The following is a 20735-nucleotide window of genomic DNA, read 5'->3' on the forward strand; positions in this document are numbered from 1 at the left end:
CCGAACACAGCAGTTAAGCCCTAGAACGCCGGAAGTAGTTGGGGGTTGCCCCCTGTGAGATAAGGTAGTCGCTTAGCAAGAGATTGAGCCTAGTTAATTCTAGGCTCATTTGGGAGTTTAGCTTAGTTGGAATCGAGAGGTATTCGAGATTCCAATCGGCGGATAAGAGAAACGTAGTTTCTCACCGTTGGCTGAGTTAAACGACCATCTGGGAGTTTAGCTCAGCTGGGAGAGCATCTGCCTTACAAGCAGAGGGTCAGCGGTTCGATCCCGTTAACTCCCATAGGTCCCGTAGTGTAGCGGTTATCACGTCGCCCTGTCACGGCGAAGATCGCGGGTTCGATTCCCGTCGGGACCGTTAAGATAATGAAAATTATTTTAAGACTCGTTAGCTCAGTTGGTAGAGCAATTGACTTTTAATCAATGGGTCACTGGTTCGAGCCCAGTACGGGTCATATTTTGCGGGTTTGGCGGAATTGGCAGACGCACCAGATTTAGGATCTGGCGCTTTACGGCGTGGGGGTTCAAGTCCCTTAACCCGCATAGAAGAATAATAATGAGCCGGCTTAGCTCAGTTGGTAGAGCATCTGATTTGTAATCAGAGGGTCGCGTGTTCAAGTCATGTAGCCGGCATTTTTTTATATAAAGAAAGCAATGCGAACGTAGTTCAGTGGTAGAACACCACCTTGCCAAGGTGGGGGTCGCGGGTTCGAATCCCGTCGTTCGCTTGAGGAGGCCGGGGTGGCGGAACTGGCAGACGCACAGGACTTAAAATCCTGCGATTGGTAACGATCGTACCGGTTCGATTCCGGTCCTCGGCATAGATAAAGGTTGAAAGAAGCACCCTTAGCTCAACTGGATAGAGTACCTGACTACGAATCAGGCGGTTAGAGGTTCGACTCCTCTAGGGTGCATGGTCGCAAGGCTATGTAAGAATTAAATAGGAAAGAGCACCCTTAGCTCAACTGGATAGAGTACCTGACTACGAATCAGGCGGTTAGAGGTTCGACTCCTCTAGGGTGCATAAAGCGTAAGCTTTAGATCGGGAAGTAGCTCAGCTTGGTAGAGTACTTGGTTTGGGACCAAGGTGTCGCAGGTTCGAATCCTGTCTTCCCGATAGTATATTAAAAGAGTCTAATGATATCATTAGATTTTTTTTTATAATTTACAAGAAAAAAGAGCTTGCGCTCTTTCCAACTTTATTTATTTCGCAGTTCAACATAACGGTTATACCAAATTTTGATATATTCCTCAGAAAAAGGACCTTTGTTTTGGTTTATCCAATCTACTAGAACCTTAACATTTTCCTTTAAAATATAGTCGATGTCATCTGAATAGTGCATTTTTTTTTTATGCTGTTCATATTCTTCAACATCTAACAATTTTTTTTCACCATTCGTAAAGACCTTGACATCGAGGTCATAATCGATATATTTTAAGGCTTCTTGGTCAATGTGAAAAGGACTTGCTAGGTTACAGTAGTAAGACACACCATTGTCACGGATCATGGCGATGATGTTAAACCAATATTTTTTATGGAAATATACGATCGCTGGTTCACGTGTAATCCAACGTCTACCATCACTTTCTGTAACAAGTGTATGATCATTTACTCCGATAATTGCATTTTCGGTTATCTTTAATACCATGGTGTCACGCCATGTACGGTGTAAACTGCCATCATGTTTATAACTTTGAATTGTAATAAAGTCGCCTTCTTTAGGTAGTTTCATAACTTACCAACTTTCTACAATCTAAGTATATCCTCTATATTGTAACATATTTTTTTAATTTTTTTCTTATTTTTCTATTTTATTTTCAATTTGATTTTTGAATGGGAATTTATGAATCTAAAAATTCTCTAATGGATGATGTTATATCACTATAATCGTACCCTTTTCTGGCTAGTGCTTGGGTTAAACGTTGTTTTAGGTCATAGCCTTCATATTTTTTACTGTATTTACGGTATTGTTTTTCTAACTCTTTTAGGATGAGCTCATTGGTTGTTTCTTCATCTGCTTCTAGTTCAAGATTTTGGAATGCAATCTTTGCTTGATTGTATGCAAAACCTTTTGAAATGAGTCCTTGGATGATTTTCGTTTCAATGGCTTTTAATGGGTATTTTCCTTGGTATTTCTTTTGGAGTTTTATTGCGGTACGGCTGATAACTTCTGTAAAATCATAGACCGCTAGTATTTCTTGAAGGATAGATTTTGGGACCCCTTTTTGTTGAATTTTTTGTTGTAATAAGACAGGGCCTTTATCGCCACTGAGGAGGTTGGCCTCTATCAGGTTTCTGGCATATTGACGATCATCTAACCACTTTTCTTCTTTTAGCTGTTGGACAACTTTATCAATAATCTCAGTATCAATCTCATATTTTGTAAGGTAGTCTCGGACTTCTTTTGTTGTTCGAGCTTTAAAGGAAAGATGGTAAAGGGCCAGGTTTTTACCATAGGAGTATTGTGCAAACTCTTGGATTTCTTTTAGCTCTTCTTCACTGATTTCTTTCTCTTTGGAAAGAAAATATTTGACGATGGTATCTTCTGTGATGTAAAGTTTTTGATCATTGTCTAATTCAAGAAGGTAGAGTCTTTTTTTCTTTTCTAGTTTTGTAATTTTCATATTTTTTCTTTTATCCAAACGCTTCAAAGGCAGCAACGAGTCGAAGTTTATGTATATCGACCTGATCTCTTCCATAATAGTCAAGAAATAGTTCAGCGTATTTAGGATCTTGTAGGTTATAGTTGAGGGACCAAACTGCCCAAAAGAGGTCGATATGCCGGTCACTGAAATCAGCCAAACCAAGATCAATAAAGCAAGAGAATTGGTCAGCATCTTTTAGAATAAAGTTCGGTAGACAGGCATCCCCGTGAATAAAGGCATCTGTCTTTAAAAGGTGCCCATGTTCTTGGATGAGTTGGAAGGCCTCTTCGCGACTGTTGATTTGGAATTGGGGTAGGAGCGCCTTGGCATAGAACTCACCTTTTTCATAGTTTTTCAAGGCTCTTTCTTTATAGGCTTGTAAATGATTATCTGATGGAAAATTTTTCGGATTTAAGCTGTGAAGCTTTTTAAGAGCCTCTGCCATGGTACGGCAGATTTTTTCTGGCTGGTCTAAAAAAGCGAGAGCATCATGGCCAATAGCCTCTTTAGTCAGGAGGTAGTCTTTATCTTTAGATAGATATTCGATAACTGGAGTTCCCAGTCCTTTGGTTTCAAACCACCTTGCAATGCTAGCTTCTCGCTCTAATCTTCCCTTTTGATCTATTTTCAAGTAGTAACCTGAATCAAGATAGAGAACCCTTGCGCCTGAATGAGAAGAGCTATCAGAAAGAGTTGCTCCCTCTATATAAGTTCGTAATTGCTCAGGAAAATCCAATGGGGAGAAATGAGATGTCTTTGTATTCATGGTTTTATTGTAACATATTCTTAACCATTGAGAAACTACGTGGTATAATAGACTTATGAGTCTTAAAGTCAAACAAAAAATTCCATTAAAAATCAAGCGTATGGGGATAAACGGGGAAGGTATCGGATTTTTCCAGAAAACCCTTGTTTTTGTTCCAGGAGCCCTCAAGGGTGAAGATATCTTCTGCCAAATTACAAGTGTCAAGAAAAATTTTGCGGAAGCCAAACTCTTATCTGTGAATAAAGCGTCTAAGTATCGGGTGACACCCATGTGTGATATCTATGAGACCTGTGGGGGCTGTCAAATCATGCATTTGAAGTATGACAAGCAGCTGGAGTTTAAAACAGATTTATTGCAACAAGCCTTGAAAAAGTTCTCACCTGAAGGCTTTGAACAGTATGACATTCGGCCAACAATCGGAATGCAGGAGCCTCTTTACTATCGGGCCAAATTGCAATTTCAAACAAGGAAATTTAAAGGCCAGGTCAAGGCGGGTCTCTATGCTCAAAATTCACATTATTTGGTAGAATTAAAAGATTGTTTGGTTCAAGATCAGGTTATTCAAGCGATTGCCAATGATTTTGCGGATTTATTGACTTACTATCAGATTCCAATTGCTGATGAGCGTAAAGAACTGGGTGTCAGAACTATGATGGTTCGACGAGCTCGGAAGTCCGGTCAGGTTCAGATCATTGTGGTCACCAGTCGGCAGATTAATTTAAAGGATTTAGTGGAAGACTTGGTTAAGAAACACCCTGAGATTGTCACCGTTGCTGTTAATAAAAATACGTCTCGCTCCAGTGAAATCTATGGCGAACAAACGCAGATTATTTGGGGAGAAGAGGCCATTTTGGAAGGCGTTTTGGATTATGAATTTTCCCTGTCTCCTCGAGCCTTTTATCAACTGAATCCAGAGCAGACTCAAGTGTTGTATAGTGAGGCGGTTAAGGCTCTAGATGTTTCCCCAGAGGATCACTTGATAGATGCCTACTGTGGGGTTGGAACGATTGGGTTTGCTTTTGCGAATAGAGTGAAAAGTGTTCGGGGGATGGATATCATTCCTGAAGCGATTGAAGATGCCAAATACAATGCTAAACGGATGGGATTTGATAATACCCACTATGAAGCTGGGACGGCTGAGGAAATTATTCCTCGTTGGTACAAAGAAGGCTATCGAGCAGATGCAGTCATTGTGGATCCACCCCGTACGGGTTTAGGGGCGAAATTGATCGAGACCTTATTGCACTATGCACCTGAAAAGATGGTCTATATCTCTTGTAATGTATCGACTTTGGCACGGGATTTGGTAGCTTTGACAGAGGTTTATCAGGTTGAATACATTCAATCAGTGGACATGTTTCCACATACGGCAAGGACAGAGGCTGTCGTGAAGTTAGTGAAGAAGTGAAAATGAACAGAATGAGTGAAGGAAATAGGAAAATGGACAATGTTATTGATGTATCGATTCCAGTGGCTCAAGTCATTGATCAACATCCGGAAGTATTGGATTTGTTGGTGAAGTTGGGCTTTAAACCTTTAGCCAACCCCATCATGCGCAATACAGTTGGGCGCAAGGTTTCCTTGAAACAAGGATCAAAATTAGAAGGTACCCCCATGGAGAAGATTGTGCGAACGCTAGAAGCTAATGGCTATGAAGTAGTGGGGTTAGACTAATGAGCGATGAACGAATTCATGTCTTGAGAGACATCTTATTAGACCTGCATCATGGAGCATCTCCTGAGTCGGTCCAAGAACGATTTGATGCGACCTTTGCGGGGGTTTCTGCGATTGAGATCTCTCTCATGGAGCATGAACTGATGAATTCAGATGCAGGTGTTACTTTTGAAGATGTTATGGAGCTTTGTGATGTCCATGCGAATCTCTTTAAGAATGCTGTTCAAGGGGTCGAAGTGGCAGATACTGACCATCCAGGTCATCCTGTTCAGATCTTTAAACAGGAGAATCTAGCCCTTCGTGCCGCTATGATGCGGGTCCGTCGCTTGCTGGATAATTATGAGACGACAGAGAATCCTGAGATGATCCAGGAGATTCACAAAGGCCTCTTACGTCAGCTTGGCTTAGTGGGTCAATTTGATCGGCATTACCGTCGTAAGGAAGAACTGATGTTTCCGATTATGGAACGCTATGGGCATGATTCTCCTCCTAAAGTCATGTGGGGGGTGGATGACCAGATTCGGGAACTCTTTGCGAAAGCCTTGGACGTGGCCAAGGAACTACCGGATTCTGGTATCTTAGAAGTCAAAGAGTATTTTGAAGCATTTGCACAAGAGTTTGAGGGCATGATCTTCAAGGAAGAGTCGATCCTCTTGATGATTTTGCTGGAGGCCTTTACCCAGGACGATTGGCTTTCCATTGCAGAAGAAAGTGATGCTTATGGTTATGCCATTATTCTCCCCAGTGAAAAGTGGGTGCCCAAACGCGTGGACTTCAAGGAAGACGGAGCAAGAGAGTCAGAAGGTTCAGGTGAGGCCCTTCCTTCTTCAAATGGAGGCGAGCACCGTCAGGTCATTGAGACTCCTGATGGGCAGTTGACGATTACCTTCACGCCTAAGAAAAAAGAAGAGAGTTTCGATCGCCAGCAGCCACAAGCTTTTGGAAATGGCTTTCTATCTGTGGAGCAAGCGAATTTGATCTTGAACCAGTTACCGATGGAGATCACCTTTGTCAATAAGGATGATATTTTCCAATATTACAACGATGCTGCGCCTTTTGAGGAAATGATTTTTAAGAGGACGCCGTCGCAGGTAGGACGCAATGTCGAGCTGTGTCACCCGCCAAAATACTTGGAGAAGGTCAAAGCCATCATGCAAGGGCTTCGTGAAGGGAAAAAAGACAAGTATGAAATGTGGTTCAAATCAGAATCGCGTGGGAAATTTGTCCATGTCACCTATGCAGCTGTGCGTGATGAAGCTGGAGACTTCCAAGGTGTCTTGGAATATGTTCAGGACATTCAACCTTATCGAGAGATCGATACGGATTTTTATAGAGGAATGGAGTAAAGATGAGTTACGAAACAGAGTTTATGAAGGAGTTTGAGGAGTGGATCAAGACCCAAGTCATGATCAATGAAATGGCTCTTGAAGAAAGTAAAAAAGTTTTTGATGAAGACCAGGATGAACGAGCTAAAATCGCTATGATTCGCTATGAAAGCCGTTTGGACGCTTATCAGTTCTTGCAAAGGAAGTTTGAAAATTTCCATGCTGGAAAAGGATTTCATGATTTACCAGATGGCCTCTTTGGTGAAAGAAAATATTAAATGGCCTTATTGAAGGCGTTTTACTAGCTAGATTTACCTGAAAATTAAGCAATGACTTGATTTTTTAGGGGATTGTGATACAATAAAAAAGTTGAAATGACATCAACGGATTTTTGAATGGAATGATAGTGATGAAACCTTGTTGCCTTAGGAATTGATCACTGAATTTAGGAGGAAAAATGGCAAAGAAGAACGTAAACCGTGCGAAACAATACAAGCATCAAAATAGACATCTTTTGAAAAAAGCTGTCGCAACTGTAACTGCAGCTGTGAAAGAAGCACCTAAAAAGGTTGAGAAAGCTACAAAAGCAGTGGCGAAAGAAGTGAAACAAGCGGCTTCTTCAGTGGAAGAATTTGCTGCAAGTTTGGAAGGTGTGGCACTTGATCGTGCGCAAACATTCTATGATGAAGGTATTCGCTCTGTTGCGGACTTCGCAAACTGGACAGAAAAAGAGTTGTTGGCCCTTAAAGGAATCGGCCCAGCTACAATCAAGAAATTGAAAGAACTCGGCGTTAAATTTAAATAATCGCTTTTGTGATTTCTTGCTATTTCCAGGAAAACTTGCTAAAATGAACCTATTAGAGGTGTTTTGAATCCCACATTTTACAGAAAGTGGCGGTGCTGAGAAGTCCACAAATGTGTCAAAACTGGTTGCTAATGGATGAAAATGAAATAAACAAAGTTGCGGGCATTGCCCGAAATTGGGTGGTACCGCGGATCAACACATTCGTCCCTGTCAGATTAATGACAGGGACGATTTTTATTTTATCCCCCTAGCTGAAGGAGCTTGTCATGAAACAATCTTTTAACACCAGTAAACTCTACTATGGCTTTCCTATCTTCATCCTGGGGTATCAGGACAAGAACTTTGGACATAATATCACGACCTGCAGTTCCTCTTATAGCTTGGGCGATTGGCTGGTCATCGGGGTTGGTAGTGAGGAAAATGCGGCTGACCAGATTAAGCATTATCAACAGTTCACTGTCAACATCCCTGATGAAAATCTCATGCTTGAGACGGAACAGGCTGGCTTTATCAGTCATCGGGAGAAATTGAAACACCTGGGGCTTGACTACGAGATTTCTGAACGGACCCAGGCTCCGATTTTAGAGGCTTGTCCAGTCGTTTTGGATTGCCAGGTAGATCGAATTATCGAGGAAGATGGCATCTGCCATATCTTTGCTAAGATTCTTGAGAGACTGGCTGATACAGAGCTCTTAGATGACAAGGGGCATTTTAAAAATGACCGTTTTGCGCCGACTTACTTTATGGGGGACGGACATCAGCTCGTTTACCGTTATCTAGATGACCGAGTCGACCCCATGGGAAGCTTTATGAAGAAAGCGAGGAAAAAGAATGACAAGAGCAACATTACCTGAACGAATCGAAACGGAGCGTCTAGTCTTACGAGTCCGAACAGTGGCGGATGCTGAGGACATCCATGCCTACGCCAGTCTTCCAGAAGTCTCTTACCCAGCAGGCTTCCCACCCGTCAAGACCTTGGAAGATGAGATTTATTATCTAGAGCATATCCTTCCCGAGCGCAATCAAAAAGAAAATCTTCCAGCTGGTTACGGCATTGTGGTCAAAGGAACCGATAAAATCATTGGCTCTGTTGACTTCAACCATCGCCACGAAGACGATGTGCTGGAGATTGGCTATACCTTGCACCCAGACTATTGGGGCCGGGGTTATGTACCCGAAGCAGCGCGTGCTTTGATTGATCTAGCTTTTAAAGAATTGAACCTTCACAAGATAGAATTGTCTTGCTTTGGTTACAACCTTCAAAGTCAACGAGTCGCGGAAAAGCTTGGCTTTACCCTTGAAGCTCGTATCCGAGACCGCAAAGATGCTCAAGGTAACCGCTGTGACAGTCTGATATATGGATTGCTGAAGAGTGAGTGGGAGGTGGATTGATGCATATTTTCATCATTGGAGCTCCAGCTTCAGGGAAAATGACCATTGGTCAGGAACTTTCGAAACTCACCGGTGCGACTCTCTTTTTCAACCATCAACCAATTGATTTCGCACTCGAAATCTATCAGGATTTTACGGAAGAAATGTGGGAATTTGTTCGTAGCGTTAACTTTTCTTTTCTTGGAACAAGCGCCAGGCATCATCGGTCGGTGATTTTAACAGGCGTAACTGATTTTTCAAATCAATACCATTTGATGTATTTGAAGGACATTCAAGATTTGTTAAATGAGTATCATCAGCAGATTCTTTTTGTTGAATTAGAAACGTCTCTGGAGGAGCGATTACGTCGAAATCGGACAGAGAATCGGTTGAAATACAAACCCTTGAAACGGTATGTTGAGGTATCTGAAAGAGAGATTTTAGAGACTGATAAAACGGATCAACTTAATTCCCAAAAGCAACCGAGTGGTCTTTACCACTACCTTAAAATTGATAATACGAATCTGTCCGCAGAAGAAGTTGCAAAGCAGATTCAAGAAAAAATGAAAACAATAGAGAAAGGACACACACATGTCTAAAGAACTTTCACCTAAATATAATCCAGCCGAGGTTGAGGCTGGTCGTTACCAAAAATGGCTTGATGAGGATGTTTTCAAGCCTTCAGGCGATAAAAAGGCTAAGCCTTACTCAATCGTTATTCCACCGCCAAACGTAACTGGTAAGCTTCACCTTGGTCACGCTTGGGATACTACTTTGCAAGATATCATCATCCGTCAAAAACGGATGCAAGGTTTCGACACGCTTTGGCTTCCTGGTATGGACCATGCTGGGATTGCCACTCAAGCTAAAGTAGAAGCGCGTTTGGCTGAAGATGGCATCTCTCGTTATGACCTGGGCCGTGAAAAATTCCTTGAGAAAGTCTGGGAATGGAAAGACGAATATGCGACGACTATCAAGGAACAATGGGGCAAGATGGGGCTCTCTGTAGACTATTCTCGTGAGCGTTTCACCCTTGATGAAGGGTTGTCAAAAGCCGTTCGTAAGGTCTTTGTAGAGCTCTACAAGAAGGGCTGGATCTACCGTGGTGAATTTATCATCAACTGGGATCCAAAAGCTCGTACAGCCCTTTCTGATATCGAGGTTATTCACAAGGATGTGGAAGGTGCCTTCTACCACATGAACTACATGTTGGAAGACGGTTCACGTGCCCTTGAAGTAGCAACAACACGCCCTGAAACTATGTTTGGGGATACAGCCGTAGCGGTTAACCCAAATGATGACCGTTATAAAGATTTGATTGGTAAAAATGTTATCTTGCCAATCTTGAACAAGCCAATCCCAATTGTTGGAGACGAACACGCAGACCCTGAATTCGGTACTGGTGTGGTGAAAATCACTCCTGCCCACGACCCGAATGACTTCTTGGTTGGTCAACGTCATAATCTTCCGCAAGTGAACGTTATGAACGATGATGGTACCATGAATGAATTGGCTGGTGAATTCAACGGCATGGACCGCTTTGAAGCTCGTAAGGCTGTTATCAAGAAGTTAGAAGAAATCGGTGCGCTTGTTAAGATTGAGAAGATGACCCACTCAGTTGGTCACTCAGAGCGTACTGGAGTTATGGTTGAGCCACGCTTGTCTACGCAATGGTTCGTGAAGATGGACCAATTGGCGAAAAATGCTATCGCAAACCAAGATACAGACGACAAAGTAGAATTCTACCCACCTCGTTTCAACGATACCTTCCTTCAATGGATGGAAAATGTCCACGATTGGGTTATTTCTCGTCAGCTCTGGTGGGGTCACCAAATCCCTGCCTGGTACAATGCTGAGGGTGAAATGTACGTCGGCGAAGAAGCCCCAGAAGGTGACGGATGGAAACAGGATGAAGACGTCTTGGACACTTGGTTCAGTTCTGCCCTTTGGCCATTCTCAACTATGGGCTGGCCGGATGTCGACTCAGAAGACTTCAAACGTTACTTCCCAACGTCAACCTTGGTTACAGGTTACGACATCATCTTCTTCTGGGTGTCCCGTATGATATTCCAATCATTGGAATTCACAGGTCGTCAGCCATTCCAAAATGTCCTTATCCACGGTCTCATTCGTGACGAGCAAGGACGCAAGATGTCGAAATCTCTTGGTAACGGTATCGACCCAATGGATGTTATCGAGAAATACGGTGCTGATGCCCTTCGTTGGTTCCTTTCAAACGGTTCTGCACCAGGGCAAGACGTGCGCTTCTCTTATGAGAAAATGGATGCTTCATGGAACTTCATTAACAAGATTTGGAACATCTCTCGCTATATCCTTATGAACAATGAAGGTTTGACCTTGGATGTGGCGCGTGAAAATGTAGCTAAAGTGGCTGCTGGTCAAGCAGGTAATGTCACAGACCGTTGGATTCTCCACAACCTCAATGAAACCATTGGAAAAGTTACTGAGAACTTTGACAAGTTCGAATTTGGTGTGGCTGGTCACATCCTCTACAACTTCATCTGGGATGAGTTTGCGGACTGGTATGTTGAGTTGACTAAGGAAGTGCTTTACAGCGACAATGAGGACGAAAAAGTCATCACTCGTTCGGTTCTTCTTTACACCTTGGATCAAATCTTGCGTCTCCTTCACCCAATCATGCCATTCGTAACTGAGGAAATCTACGGCCAAATCTCTGAAGGAACGATCGTGACTGCTGAATACCCAGTGGTTCGTCCAGAGTTTGAAAACGAGGAAGCAGCAGCTGGCGTTGAAGCTCTCAAAGATGTGATTCGCTCCGTTCGTAACTCACGTGCAGAAGTGAACGTAGCGCCAAGTAAGCCGATCACTATCTTGATCAAGACAAGCGACAGCAAGCTCGATGCTTTCTTTAATGATAATGTCAACTACATCAAACGCTTCACAAACCCAGAACACTTGGAAATTGCAGCAGATGTAGAAGTTCCTGACTTGGTTATGTCAAGTATCATCACAGGCGCAGAAATCTACTTACCACTCGCTGATCTTCTTAATGTCGAAGAAGAATTGGCTCGCCTTGAAAAAGAATTAGCCAAATGGCAAAAAGAACTCGACATGGTTGGTAAGAAACTTAGCAACGAACGCTTCGTAGCCAATGCCAAACCAGAAGTCGTCCAAAAAGAACGCGACAAACAAGCCGACTACCAAGCGAAGTACGACGCGACAGTCGCACGTATCGATGAGATGAAGAAGTTGGTGAAATAAACCTAGAAACACGGCGGTATGCCGTGTTTTTTTGGTATAATGAAATCAATATCTATTGATGGAGAAAGTTATGTCTAAACACCCTCACTATGAATTGTTAAACTTGATTGGCTATGGTCTTGCTAAGTTTGATGATACTTTTATAAAGGAATTTCAATGCTCTAGTAAATCCGAGTTTTATCGTTACATAGTTTCTTTAGGCGTTGCAGAAACAACGGGTGTCGTCAAAAATAGAATGGATTTATTCGACCCCTATTTTGATAACAATCGAAAAGGTTGGTGGCAAAAAGCTGAAGTCTACCGTTTTCGAAAAGATTTAATTGACACGATGTTTGGAAATGAGGATGTTCACGGTTTTGCAGAAATAGTCAAAATGCTGCTTGCAAGTGAAGGGAAGAAAACAGGTATAACCATCGTTGAAAAGCCAATCGTTCGTACGAAATTCAAACGCCTACAAGAAACTGGAATGGAAGCAGAGAATTATTTCATACACCATTTTGATAAGGAAGAAAAATTTCAAGGTGGCCAATTGACTGATGCCCGTCTTTATGGGGATGGATATGATTTCCAAGTAGATGTTCAAGAACATTCATACCTTGCTGAGGTTAAAGGTATCCGAAAACCTAAAGGACGTATTCGTTTGACCTCCAAAGAATTTGAGAAAGCTAAGGAATATCAATCAGATTTTATTCTATCTCTAGTCACTAATCTCGACGATATTCCAAGATTGGTATTGATTGATAATCCACTTAACCATTTTGAATTTGAAAAAAATGTTATTAAAAATGAAGTCGTTGAATATAGAAGTTTGGAAGATTTATATTAATGAATGTAAACGTATCAGCGCTTACTACACTTACTGATATGAGCTCATAGATGGAATGGGATAACCATAGATAGAGTAATTTTAAAAAATTGGTTAAGTTTCTCTTTTTTACAAAAACACCACCTCCTAGTCTTTAGGAGGTGGTGTCATGCTTTAGACCATTTTCCAGAAATAATCAATGATATAGGTTAGGCCGTAGGTGTAGATGACCAGGGTGATGGGTTTGCAGAGGATGATAATGGTCATGTAGCGTTTGAAAGTCATATTGGTCAGACCTGCCAGCATACAGATGAAGTCGGCAGGACTAACGGGCCAGATCATCATGAAGATAAAGAAGCGATCGAACCGCTTGCCTTCATTAAGCCAGCCAATGTACTTGTCATAGGTCTTCTGACTGACCATGGATTGGACGAACTTAGGTCCGTACATTCTCGCAAGGTGGAAAATAATGGCACAGCCGATCACGATACCGATGTAATTGTAGATAGTCCCAATGATGTGACCGTAGATGAAAACACCTGCTACAGATGTCAGGGCACCGGGAATAATAGGGACCACTGTCTGAAGGATCTGAAGAAAGATAAAGAGAGGTGGTCCAAAGATGCCTGCTTGGAGAATAAAAGCAGACAGGGTTTCCTTGGATTGGAGAATGCCAGCAAAGTAGGCCCAGATACAAAAGGCCAAGGTCCCAAGAGCTCCAATGATGGACGACCAATTAATGATACGCTGGAGAAGAGGAGAGACCTCTTTTAAGTTTGTTTGTTTCATAAAAAATTCCGAGTTCTTTTTCTTCTACTATATCATGTTTTTGGAACTTTGTAAGGATTTTGTCTATTTTTTGAGCAGTGAAATTGACCTGATAGGAGTCTGTCGTTGTTTTAGTCGTGAAGCGAGTGCAAAATGGGTCTTTTTATGCTACAATGAAAGGAGTATAAAAAATGGAGAAAAACGTGTCAATCGAAAATTACAAACCAGATTTTGCGGTGGAAGCAGCCTATGATCTCACCGTTACAGACTTGAAAAAACAAGGTATTAAGGCGGTCCTTGTGGATTTGGATAATACCTTGATTGCTTGGAATAATCCGGATGGGACTCCCGAGATGCGCCAGTGGTTGCATGACCTTCGTGATGGAGGGATTCGGGTTATCGTGGTGTCTAATAATAGTCCCAAACGGGTCAAGCGAGCTGTTGAGAAATTTGATATTGACTATGAAGCTTGGTCGCTCAAGCCCTTTACCTTTGGGATTGATCGTGCCCTCAAACGTTTCCACTATGAGAAAAATGAAGTGGTCATGGTCGGGGATCAACTGATGACCGATATCCGGGCTGCCCATCGTGCAGGCATTCGTTCGATTTTGGTCAAGCCTTTGGTTGAGCATGACTCGATTAAGACCCAGATCAACCGGGCGCGTGAACGCCGAGTCATGAAGCAAATGGCCGAGAAATATGGTCCGATTGTATACAAAAAAGGAATTTAAGAATGGAAGAATTATTCTGTATTGGCTGTGGAGCCCCCATTCAGACAGAAAACAAAGAGGGGCTAGGCTATACTCCCCAATCAGCTCTTGAAAAGGGCTTGGAAACAGGCGAAGTATACTGCCAACGCTGTTTCCGTCTGCGTCACTATAATGAAATCACAGATGTGCATCTGACAGATGATGATTTCCTAAAACTCCTTCACGAAGTAGGAGATAGTGATGCTCTCGTGGTCAATGTAGTGGATATTTTTGATTTTAATGGATCCGTTATCCCTGGCCTACCACGCTTTGTAGCAGGAAATGATGTCCTCTTGGTCGGAAACAAAAAAGACATCTTGCCCAAGTCTGTCAAGGATAGCAAGGTGACCCACTGGTTGATGGAACGGGCCCACGAAGAAGGCATGCGTCCTGTTGATGTGGTCCTCACCTCTGCTCAAAATAAGAGTGCGATCAAGGACTTGATGGAAAAGATCGAGCAGTACCGTAAGGGCCGTGACGTCTATGTGGTGGGTGTGACCAACGTAGGGAAATCGACCCTCATCAATGCAATCATCCAAGAAATCACTGGAGACAAGGATATCATCACGACCTCTCGCTTCCCAGGGACGACACTGGACAAGATCGAAATCCCATTGGACGATGGATCCTACATCTACGATACCCCAGGGATTATCCATCGCCACCAGATGGCTCATTACTTGACAGCAAAAAATCTCAAGTATGTCAGCCCTAAAAAGGAAATCAAGCCTAAGACTTATCAGCTTAATCCAGAGCAAACCCTCTTCTTGGGTGGTCTAGGACGTTTTGACTTTATTAAGGGGGAAAAGCAAGGTTTCACCGCTTTCTTTGATAACGAACTCAAGCTTCACCGAACCAAGCTAGAGGGCGCGACCGCCTTTTATGACAAGCATGTCGGCGGCCTATTAACTCCACCCAATAGCAAGGAAAAAGAAGAATTCCCGCCTTTGATTTCCCATGAGTTTACCATCAAGGACAAGACAGACCTGGTCATCTCAGGACTCGGCTGGATCCGCGTCAATGGAGAAGCCAAAGTAGCCGTCTGGGCACCAGAAGGCGTCGCCGTCGTTACCCGCAAAGCTATTATTTAAAAAACAGGAAAAAATATATCTGAAGAGCGAACAAAGTGAGCTCATAAAGAGATCGTTATTGTCGTGGTGTAGTTGCCAATCGATCGATTGGCAAGGGCAAAATGGAGACCAAGGCTCCATTTTGAGGTGAGGAAATCCATTTTTCAAAGATGAGATCTTTGAAAAATTAGTTCCGGCCGTCCCCACCACTTAAAATAACGATCAAAAAAAGGAAGTAAAAATATGACATTAACATCTAAACAACGGGCTTTCCTCAATAGCCAAGCCCACAGCCTCAAGCCCATTATCCAAATCGGGAAGAATGGGCTCAATGACCAAATCAAAACCAGTGTGCGCCAAGCGCTTGATGCGCGCGAACTGATCAAAGTGACCCTTCTTCAAAATACGGATGAGAATATCCATGAAGTAGCCGAAATCTTGGAAGAGGAAATCGGTGTGGAAACTGTCCAAAAGATTGGTCGGATTCTCATCTTGTTCAAACAATCGAGCAAAAAAGAAAATCGTAAAATTTCAGCGAAGGTAAAAGAAATTTAGGACATCGAGGAGAGCAAACCTATGGCAATTGAACTATTGACTCCCTTTACCAAGGTAGAGTTAGAGCCAGAGATCAAAGACAAGAAACGCAAACAAGTTGGTATTTTGGGTGGAAATTTCAATCCGGTCCATAATGCCCATTTGGTCGTTGCGGATCAAGTGCGCCAACAATTAGGGTTAGATAAGGTGCTCTTGATGCCTGAGTATGAGCCGCCGCATGTCGATGCCAAGGGGACGATTGCAGAGCACCATCGCCTTAAGATGCTGGAATTAGCGATTGAAGGCATTGAAGGTCTGGAGATCGAGACGATTGAACTCGAGCGGAAAGGGATTTCCTATACCTACGACACCATGCTCTTGCTCAATGAACGCGATCCAGACACAGATTATTACTTCATCATTGGTGCAGATATGGTAGATTATTTACCAAAATGGCACCGCATCGATGAATTGGTGGAGATTGTGCAATTTGTCGGAGTACAGCGACCACGCTATAAGGCAGGAACTTCTTATCCGGTGATCTGGGTGGATGTTCCTCTCATGGACATCTCCTCTAGTATGGTACGTGATTTTGTAGCCAAAGGCCGGACGCCGAATTTTATGTTGCCAAAACCAGTCTTGGACTACATCAAGAAAGAAGGATTGTATCAATGACCTATGAAAACTATCTAGGCTTTTCTCGTGAGGTCTTGCTTGAAAAAATGCGTCAAATCCTGCCAGAAAAGCGGCTAACCCACTGTTTAGGGGTTGAGAAGGCTGCGCGTGACTTGGCCAAACGCTATGGGGCTGACGAAGAGCAGGCTGGCCTAGCAGGTCTCTTACATGACTACGCCAAGAAATTATCAGATCAGGAATTTCTGGACTTGATTGATCGCTATGAGCTGGATCCAGCATTAAAAAACTGGGGTAACAATGTCTGGCATGGGATGGTCGGGATTTATAAGATCCAAGAAGATCTAGGACTGACAGATCCAGCCATTCTTCGCAGTATTGAGATTCATACGGTTGGGAGTGGACAGATGTCAACCTTAGACAAGATTGTCTATGTGGCAGATTATATTGAGCATAACCGGGCCTTTCCAGGGGTAGATCAAGCTCGTGAAATCGCCCAAGTCTCCTTGGATCGTGCGGTGGCCTATGAGACGGCTCGCACAGTCGAACACTTGGCCCACCAAGGACTGCCCATTTATCCCCAAACCATCGAAACCTATAATGCCTTTGTGAAGTATTTGAAAGAGGAGCAGTGAGTGAAGACAGCTTTTATCATTATTGATGTACAAAATATCTTAGTGGAAACAGGTTTTGAGACAGAAAAGCTCTTAGAGAAGATCGCTTATTTGCAAGATCAGGCTAGAAAAGAGCAGATTGAAATTATCTACATGCAGCATATTGAAACGCCTGAGGCTTTAACTTCGGAAGATTGGCAATTATCTCCTCTGTTGAAAAGACAGGAGAATGAAAAGGTGTTTCAGAAGCGATACAATAGCATATTTAAAGAGACAGGATTAAAAGAATACTTGGATCAACAAGAGATTGAACAACTGGTCCTGTGTGGTATGCAGACAGAATATTGTGTCGATACATCCGTCAAAGTGGGATTTGAATATGGCTACAAGCTGGTCATTCCAGAAGGAGCTGTCACAACCTTTGATGGAGAGGATATTCCGGCAGAAACGCTTAATGAATTTTATGAAAATATTTGGGCAGAACGTTTTGCGGATGTCTTAGATTACAAATCAATTTTTTAAGGAAAGAGGATTACATGAAAGAAAAAGAACTACTTGAACTAGTTGTCAAAGCAGCAGATGAAAAGCGTGCAGAAGACATTGTAGCTTTGGATGTTCAAAGCTTAACCAGCGTGACAGATTACTTTGTCATCGCAAGCTCTATGAACAGCCGCCAATTGGAGGCTATCGCTGAAAATATTCGCGAGAAGGTCGTTGAAGCTGGTGGCAATGCCAGCCACGTCGAAGGTGATTCAGCTGGAGGTTGGGTCCTTCTTGACTTAGGTAGTGTGGTGGTCCATGTCTTCTCAGAAGAAATGCGTGCCCACTATAACCTAGAAAAGCTATGGCACGAAGCAAGTGCTGTCGATCTTTCAGCAGCCCTAGCATAAGCAGGTAAACTCAGTTGGTAGCAACTGAGTTTTGTTGGTTAAATTGAAATTCTATGGAAAGAAAGGATAGGGCCTCGTGTTAAGTTAGTTTGGTAACGGAACACGAGCTAAAAACTATGGGCAAAGTTGTTATTTTCTCCATGTTTTTAATGCTCTTGGTATCTTAGAAAGGATTTGAACCCGTCCTGTAATCCTCGGAAAATAGATAGCTCTCCTTGGAGCTTAGCTCCATCGTCGTGCTCCTAATTTTCTATCGGATTTCGGGCGGACTTGGTATCATGAATATGGCGACTTATGAAACGTTTGCAGCGGTCTATGATGCGGTCATGGATGATAGTCTGTATGATTTGTGGACGGATTTTTCTCTCCGGCATCTCCCTAAAAGTAAGAATCGGAAAAAATTACTGGAATTGGCTTGTGGGACAGGGATTCAGTCTGTCCGCTTTTCCCAAGCTGGCTTTGACGTAACAGGATTAGACTTGAGTGCTGATATGCTGAAAATTGCTGAAAAAAGAGCTGCTTCAGCTAAGCAGAAGATTGATTTTATCGAGGGCAATATGCTGGACCTGTCGCAAGCAGGCACTTATGATTTCGTGACCTGCTACTCGGATTCTATCTGCTATATGCAGGACGAGGTAGAAGTAGGGGATGTCTTCAGAGAAGTCTATAATGCCCTTAATGAAGATGGTGTTTTTATCTTTGATGTCCATTCGACCTATCAGACGGATGAGGTTTTCCCAGGCTATTCCTACCACGAAAATGCCGAAGACTTTGCCATGCTCTGGGATACCTATGAGGATGCGGCCCCTCACTCGATTGTCCATGAGCTGACCTTCTTTGTGCAAGAAGAGGATGGCAGCTTTAGTCGGCACGATGAAGTCCATGAGGAACGCACCTATGAAGTTTTAACCTATGACATCTTATTGGAGCAGGCTGGCTTTAAATCTTTCAAATTGTACGCGGACTTTGAAGATAAAGAGCCAACAAAGACCAGCAAACGATGGTTCTTCGTATGTAATAAATTATTTTAAAAATTTGAAAAGGGAGATGCTAATTAGATGCTTAAATTTTTACATTTAGAAGATTATCGTTGCTTTAAAGATACAAAACTAGAGTTTAAGGATTTAACAATTGCAGTTGGAAAAAATAATGCAGGAAAATCTACTATTATTGAAGCATTAAGAATAATTTCTTATGCTCTATCCAAACCAATTTTTAAAAATATTCCTGAGAGTTTGGTTCTTGATTTTCCTAGAAAAGCTAAATGTATTATTGTCAATGGTAAGATGTTAAAAATCAATACTAGTACGATTCCACATAACTATGAGGAAGATTCTAAACCAAAACTCACTGCAGGATTTTATGATGGTTATAAAATAATAGTTCACTTCCATGATGATTTAATATTTGCACTTATTTATGACTCGAACGGTAAAATTATTACTAATAAAGCTACTTTTAATAATTCTGGATTTCCTAAGTTAAATATTTTACCTCAAATAGGTCCATTAAGAAAAATTGAAAAATATTTGTCGGAAGAAACAGTAAGGAAAGATAAAGATACATATTTATCATCATTGCACTTCAGAAACGAGATTTATTTGGAAATGACTAATGATGAAAAAGTATTTAATGAATTTTCTTCATTAATAAAGCAAACATGGAAAAATCTGCAAATAAATCCTCCAAAACTTGAATACTCTTCAGATAATACTTTGGTCTCTTTAGTTGTAGGAGAGAATGACTTTATGACAGAATTAGGATATGTTGGTAATGGACTTCAAATGTGGTTACAAATGATGTGGTTTGTTACTAAATCAAAAAACCAAGGTATAACGACGGTTATTTTAGATGAGCCAGATGTATATATGCACCCCGATTTGCAACGAAAATTATTGAAATATGTTCGTAGAAATTTTCAACAAGTGATTATTGCGACTCATTCTATAGAAATTATTTCTGAAGTTGATTCAGAGAATATTCTGAATGTTAGTAATAAAAAGAAAAATTTGAAGTACACAAATGAGTTACCTGCTGTTCAAAAAGTGGTAGATGAAATCGGAAGTATTCAAAATATGTCTTTGATACGTTTGTTTACTTATAAGAAATTACTATTTCTTGAAGGTGATGATATGTGGTATTTGAAGAAGTTTTTTGATAAGTTATATCCGGAGAGTGATTTTTCAATTGATCATATATTTTCTATAAAAATAAAAGGTTTTTCGAATCTTGAAAAATACTTTAAAGTAGCTGATTTTTTAAATAGTATTGATAGTGAGATTAATATAATTGGAGTATTGGATAGAGATTATTATCCAGATTCGTATTTGAGTTCAATAAAAGAAAGAGCAGAAGATAAAAATCGTCTAAAGTTACATATTTGGGCTAAAAAAGAAATAGAAAGTTATATTTTGATTCCGGAGGTTTTATTTAGGATATCAAAAGGACAAAATAGAGATAAGTTTTATCAAGAATTAGAAGATATCTGTGAAACTTTTCGAGAAGAGACATTAGGAAAATTTTTTGATAAGATGATTTCTCATGGAACGGGGGATGGTAAAGAATTAGATTCTAAGTGGGAAGCATCAAAGAAGTATTCTAAATGTCAGGAATTATTTGATAATCGATGGAAAGTTAGTTTAGAAAATAAGATGTCTATGATTAATGGTAAAGATTTAAAAAGTGAAATTTATAAATTTATTAATAAAGAGTATCATCAAAATTGCACAGATGGAATAATATTTAAAGAAATAAATAGAGAGGAAGTACATAAAGATATTGAGAATTTATTTTTAGATATTATTAATGGTATAGAAATATAGGTACAATAATAGGAGGGTAT

Annotated in this window: 22 protein-coding genes, 10 tRNA genes and 2 pseudogenes; 30 read left to right on the forward strand and 4 right to left on the reverse strand. The window is 41.5% G+C overall.

Translation table 11 applies throughout. From position 1 onward, the window contains the following. The first annotated feature begins 210 nt into the window (after positions 1-210). The 10 genes from I2F76_RS00005 to I2F76_RS00050 all read left to right on the forward strand — a co-directional run bounded on the left by I2F76_RS00005 (position 211) and on the right by I2F76_RS00050 (position 1117). Positions 211-283, forward strand: a tRNA-Val gene (locus tag I2F76_RS00005). A 2-nt stretch (positions 284-285) separates the two neighbouring features. Beyond that, positions 286-358: transfer RNA gene (locus I2F76_RS00010), tRNA-Asp, on the forward strand. A 24-nt stretch (positions 359-382) separates the two neighbouring features. After that, positions 383-455 (forward strand) — tRNA-Lys (locus I2F76_RS00015). A gap of 6 nt (positions 456-461) precedes the next feature. Then, positions 462-543 (forward strand) — tRNA-Leu (locus I2F76_RS00020). A gap of 17 nt (positions 544-560) precedes the next feature. Then, a tRNA-Thr gene (locus I2F76_RS00025) sits at positions 561-633 on the forward strand. 23 nt (positions 634-656) lie between these two features. Then, positions 657-728: transfer RNA gene (locus I2F76_RS00030), tRNA-Gly, on the forward strand. 7 nt (positions 729-735) lie between these two features. Further along, a tRNA-Leu gene (locus tag I2F76_RS00035) sits at positions 736-821 on the forward strand. A gap of 19 nt (positions 822-840) precedes the next feature. Continuing rightward, positions 841-914, forward strand: a tRNA-Arg gene (locus I2F76_RS00040). A gap of 36 nt (positions 915-950) precedes the next feature. After that, positions 951-1024 (forward strand) — tRNA-Arg (locus I2F76_RS00045). Positions 1025-1043: 19 nt separating this feature from the next. Next, positions 1044-1117 (forward strand) — tRNA-Pro (locus tag I2F76_RS00050). A gap of 82 nt (positions 1118-1199) precedes the next feature. On the opposite strand, the gene I2F76_RS00055 is transcribed toward I2F76_RS00050, so the two are convergent. The 3 genes from I2F76_RS00055 to I2F76_RS00065 form a co-directional block, all read right to left on the reverse strand. After that, entirely contained in the window at positions 1200-1733 is a 534-nt protein-coding gene (locus tag I2F76_RS00055; protein ID WP_195486979.1) for a DUF402 domain-containing protein, read from the reverse strand. A 109-nt stretch (positions 1734-1842) separates the two neighbouring features. After that, positions 1843-2625: a recombination regulator RecX gene (recX, locus tag I2F76_RS00060; protein ID WP_195486980.1), complete on the reverse strand. Its 783-nt coding sequence runs from the start codon at positions 2623-2625 to the stop codon at positions 1843-1845. A 10-nt stretch (positions 2626-2635) separates the two neighbouring features. Then, positions 2636-3412 (reverse strand): aminoglycoside 3'-phosphotransferase, encoded by a 777-nt coding sequence (locus I2F76_RS00065; RefSeq protein WP_049498318.1) that lies wholly within the window; start codon positions 3410-3412, stop codon positions 2636-2638. 55 nt (positions 3413-3467) lie between these two features. Between I2F76_RS00065 and rlmD the strand changes: the two genes are divergently transcribed. The 11 genes and pseudogenes from rlmD (at position 3468) to I2F76_RS00115 (ending at position 12656) form a co-directional block, all read left to right on the forward strand. Further along, complete coding sequence (gene rlmD / locus I2F76_RS00070) at positions 3468-4820, forward strand: 23S rRNA (uracil(1939)-C(5))-methyltransferase RlmD (RefSeq protein WP_195486981.1); 1353 nt, start codon at positions 3468-3470, stop codon at positions 4818-4820. 32 nt (positions 4821-4852) lie between these two features. After that, entirely contained in the window at positions 4853-5086 is a 234-nt protein-coding gene (locus I2F76_RS00075) for a DUF1858 domain-containing protein (RefSeq protein ID WP_195486982.1), read from the forward strand. Then, positions 5086-5863 (forward strand): annotated as a pseudogene (locus tag I2F76_RS10710) (DUF438 domain-containing protein); the annotation flags it as partial. The gene I2F76_RS00075 and the pseudogene I2F76_RS10710, both read left to right, overlap by 1 nt. A 65-nt stretch (positions 5864-5928) precedes the next feature. Continuing rightward, positions 5929-6432 (forward strand): annotated as a pseudogene (locus I2F76_RS10715) (PAS domain-containing protein); the annotation flags it as partial. A gap of 2 nt (positions 6433-6434) precedes the next feature. Then, entirely contained in the window at positions 6435-6689 is a 255-nt protein-coding gene (locus I2F76_RS00085; protein WP_003005817.1) for a DUF1912 family protein, read from the forward strand. A 179-nt stretch (positions 6690-6868) separates the two neighbouring features. After that, positions 6869-7216 carry a helix-hairpin-helix domain-containing protein gene (locus I2F76_RS00090; protein ID WP_003011968.1) on the forward strand — a complete coding sequence of 116 codons (348 nt, stop codon included), beginning with the start codon at positions 6869-6871 and terminating at the stop codon, positions 7214-7216. Between the two features lie 266 nt (positions 7217-7482). Further along, on the forward strand, positions 7483-8070 hold the full coding sequence (locus tag I2F76_RS00095; RefSeq protein WP_195486984.1) for a flavin reductase family protein: 588 nt from the start codon (positions 7483-7485) through the stop codon (positions 8068-8070). Next, the gene (locus I2F76_RS00100) at positions 8048-8608 is read left to right on the forward strand and encodes a GNAT family N-acetyltransferase (RefSeq protein WP_195486985.1); all 561 of its coding nucleotides are present in this window, start codon (positions 8048-8050) and stop codon (positions 8606-8608) included. The genes I2F76_RS00095 and I2F76_RS00100 overlap by 23 nt, the downstream gene beginning before the upstream one ends. Continuing rightward, positions 8608-9186, forward strand: coding sequence for an AAA family ATPase (locus I2F76_RS00105; protein ID WP_070594361.1), 579 nt, complete (start codon positions 8608-8610; stop codon positions 9184-9186). Before I2F76_RS00100 ends, I2F76_RS00105 begins: the two co-directional genes overlap by 1 nt. Continuing rightward, positions 9179-11830 carry a valine--tRNA ligase gene (locus tag I2F76_RS00110; RefSeq protein WP_070594362.1) on the forward strand — a complete coding sequence of 884 codons (2652 nt, stop codon included), beginning with the start codon at positions 9179-9181 and terminating at the stop codon, positions 11828-11830. The genes I2F76_RS00105 and I2F76_RS00110 overlap by 8 nt, the downstream gene beginning before the upstream one ends. A 70-nt stretch (positions 11831-11900) precedes the next feature. After that, positions 11901-12656, forward strand: coding sequence for a DUF3883 domain-containing protein (locus I2F76_RS00115; RefSeq protein ID WP_173019418.1), 756 nt, complete (start codon positions 11901-11903; stop codon positions 12654-12656). 153 nt (positions 12657-12809) lie between these two features. Here I2F76_RS00115 and I2F76_RS00120 read toward each other — a convergent pair whose 3' ends face one another. Further along, positions 12810-13424, reverse strand: a complete 615-nt coding sequence (locus I2F76_RS00120) for a TVP38/TMEM64 family protein (RefSeq protein WP_155200247.1) — start codon at positions 13422-13424, stop codon at positions 12810-12812. Positions 13425-13606: 182 nt separating this feature from the next. Between I2F76_RS00120 and I2F76_RS00125 the strand changes: the two genes are divergently transcribed. The 9 genes from I2F76_RS00125 to I2F76_RS00165 all read left to right on the forward strand — a co-directional run bounded on the left by I2F76_RS00125 (position 13607) and on the right by I2F76_RS00165 (position 20715). Continuing rightward, entirely contained in the window at positions 13607-14134 is a 528-nt protein-coding gene (locus I2F76_RS00125; RefSeq protein WP_118095844.1) for a YqeG family HAD IIIA-type phosphatase, read from the forward strand. 2 nt (positions 14135-14136) lie between these two features. Beyond that, positions 14137-15243: a ribosome biogenesis GTPase YqeH gene (yqeH, locus tag I2F76_RS00130; protein WP_031575855.1), complete on the forward strand. Its 1107-nt coding sequence runs from the start codon at positions 14137-14139 to the stop codon at positions 15241-15243. 222 nt (positions 15244-15465) lie between these two features. Then, a complete protein-coding gene (yhbY, locus tag I2F76_RS00135; RefSeq protein ID WP_003005853.1) occupies positions 15466-15777 on the forward strand; it encodes a ribosome assembly RNA-binding protein YhbY in 312 nt (103 codons plus the stop codon). Positions 15778-15798: 21 nt separating this feature from the next. Continuing rightward, positions 15799-16431, forward strand: coding sequence for a nicotinate-nucleotide adenylyltransferase (locus tag I2F76_RS00140; protein ID WP_003012335.1), 633 nt, complete (start codon positions 15799-15801; stop codon positions 16429-16431). After that, positions 16428-17024, forward strand: coding sequence for a bis(5'-nucleosyl)-tetraphosphatase (symmetrical) YqeK (gene yqeK / locus I2F76_RS00145; protein ID WP_195486986.1), 597 nt, complete (start codon positions 16428-16430; stop codon positions 17022-17024). The genes I2F76_RS00140 and yqeK overlap by 4 nt, the downstream gene beginning before the upstream one ends. Further along, positions 17025-17525, forward strand: a complete 501-nt coding sequence (locus I2F76_RS00150; protein ID WP_118396855.1) for a cysteine hydrolase family protein — start codon at positions 17025-17027, stop codon at positions 17523-17525. A 14-nt stretch (positions 17526-17539) separates the two neighbouring features. Next, complete coding sequence (gene rsfS / locus I2F76_RS00155) at positions 17540-17893, forward strand: ribosome silencing factor (RefSeq protein WP_003005865.1); 354 nt, start codon at positions 17540-17542, stop codon at positions 17891-17893. 284 nt (positions 17894-18177) lie between these two features. Beyond that, on the forward strand, positions 18178-18924 hold the full coding sequence (locus I2F76_RS00160; protein WP_324250400.1) for a class I SAM-dependent methyltransferase: 747 nt from the start codon (positions 18178-18180) through the stop codon (positions 18922-18924). Positions 18925-18951: 27 nt separating this feature from the next. After that, on the forward strand, positions 18952-20715 hold the full coding sequence (locus I2F76_RS00165; protein WP_195486988.1) for an ATP-dependent nuclease: 1764 nt from the start codon (positions 18952-18954) through the stop codon (positions 20713-20715). The last annotated feature ends 20 nt before the right edge of the window (positions 20716-20735 follow it).

This window comes from Streptococcus parasanguinis (assembly GCF_015557775.1).
GTDB classification, from domain to species: Bacteria; Bacillota; Bacilli; order Lactobacillales; family Streptococcaceae; genus Streptococcus; species Streptococcus parasanguinis_AA.

Excerpts from the sequence above, each read along its gene's own strand:
- I2F76_RS00055 (WP_195486979.1), bottom strand. The coding sequence starts at position 1,733 with ATGAAACTACCTAAAGAAGGCGACTTTATTACAATTCAAAGTTATAAA.
- recX (WP_195486980.1), bottom strand. The coding sequence starts at position 2,625 with ATGAAAATTACAAAACTAGAAAAGAAAAAAAGACTCTACCTTCTTGAA.
- I2F76_RS00065 (WP_049498318.1), bottom strand. The coding sequence starts at position 3,412 with ATGAATACAAAGACATCTCATTTCTCCCCATTGGATTTTCCTGAGCAA.
- rlmD (WP_195486981.1), top strand. The coding sequence starts at position 3,468 with ATGAGTCTTAAAGTCAAACAAAAAATTCCATTAAAAATCAAGCGTATG.
- I2F76_RS00075 (WP_195486982.1), top strand. The coding sequence starts at position 4,853 with ATGGACAATGTTATTGATGTATCGATTCCAGTGGCTCAAGTCATTGAT.
- I2F76_RS00085 (WP_003005817.1), top strand. The coding sequence starts at position 6,435 with ATGAGTTACGAAACAGAGTTTATGAAGGAGTTTGAGGAGTGGATCAAG.
- I2F76_RS00090 (WP_003011968.1), top strand. The coding sequence starts at position 6,869 with ATGGCAAAGAAGAACGTAAACCGTGCGAAACAATACAAGCATCAAAAT.
- I2F76_RS00095 (WP_195486984.1), top strand. The coding sequence starts at position 7,483 with ATGAAACAATCTTTTAACACCAGTAAACTCTACTATGGCTTTCCTATC.
- I2F76_RS00100 (WP_195486985.1), top strand. The coding sequence starts at position 8,048 with ATGACAAGAGCAACATTACCTGAACGAATCGAAACGGAGCGTCTAGTC.
- I2F76_RS00105 (WP_070594361.1), top strand. The coding sequence starts at position 8,608 with ATGCATATTTTCATCATTGGAGCTCCAGCTTCAGGGAAAATGACCATT.
- I2F76_RS00110 (WP_070594362.1), top strand. The coding sequence starts at position 9,179 with ATGTCTAAAGAACTTTCACCTAAATATAATCCAGCCGAGGTTGAGGCT.
- I2F76_RS00115 (WP_173019418.1), top strand. The coding sequence starts at position 11,901 with ATGTCTAAACACCCTCACTATGAATTGTTAAACTTGATTGGCTATGGT.
- I2F76_RS00120 (WP_155200247.1), bottom strand. The coding sequence starts at position 13,424 with ATGAAACAAACAAACTTAAAAGAGGTCTCTCCTCTTCTCCAGCGTATC.
- yqeH (WP_031575855.1), top strand. The coding sequence starts at position 14,137 with ATGGAAGAATTATTCTGTATTGGCTGTGGAGCCCCCATTCAGACAGAA.
- yhbY (WP_003005853.1), top strand. The coding sequence starts at position 15,466 with ATGACATTAACATCTAAACAACGGGCTTTCCTCAATAGCCAAGCCCAC.
- I2F76_RS00140 (WP_003012335.1), top strand. The coding sequence starts at position 15,799 with ATGGCAATTGAACTATTGACTCCCTTTACCAAGGTAGAGTTAGAGCCA.
- yqeK (WP_195486986.1), top strand. The coding sequence starts at position 16,428 with ATGACCTATGAAAACTATCTAGGCTTTTCTCGTGAGGTCTTGCTTGAA.
- rsfS (WP_003005865.1), top strand. The coding sequence starts at position 17,540 with ATGAAAGAAAAAGAACTACTTGAACTAGTTGTCAAAGCAGCAGATGAA.
- I2F76_RS00160 (WP_324250400.1), top strand. The coding sequence starts at position 18,178 with ATGGCGACTTATGAAACGTTTGCAGCGGTCTATGATGCGGTCATGGAT.
- I2F76_RS00165 (WP_195486988.1), top strand. The coding sequence starts at position 18,952 with ATGCTTAAATTTTTACATTTAGAAGATTATCGTTGCTTTAAAGATACA.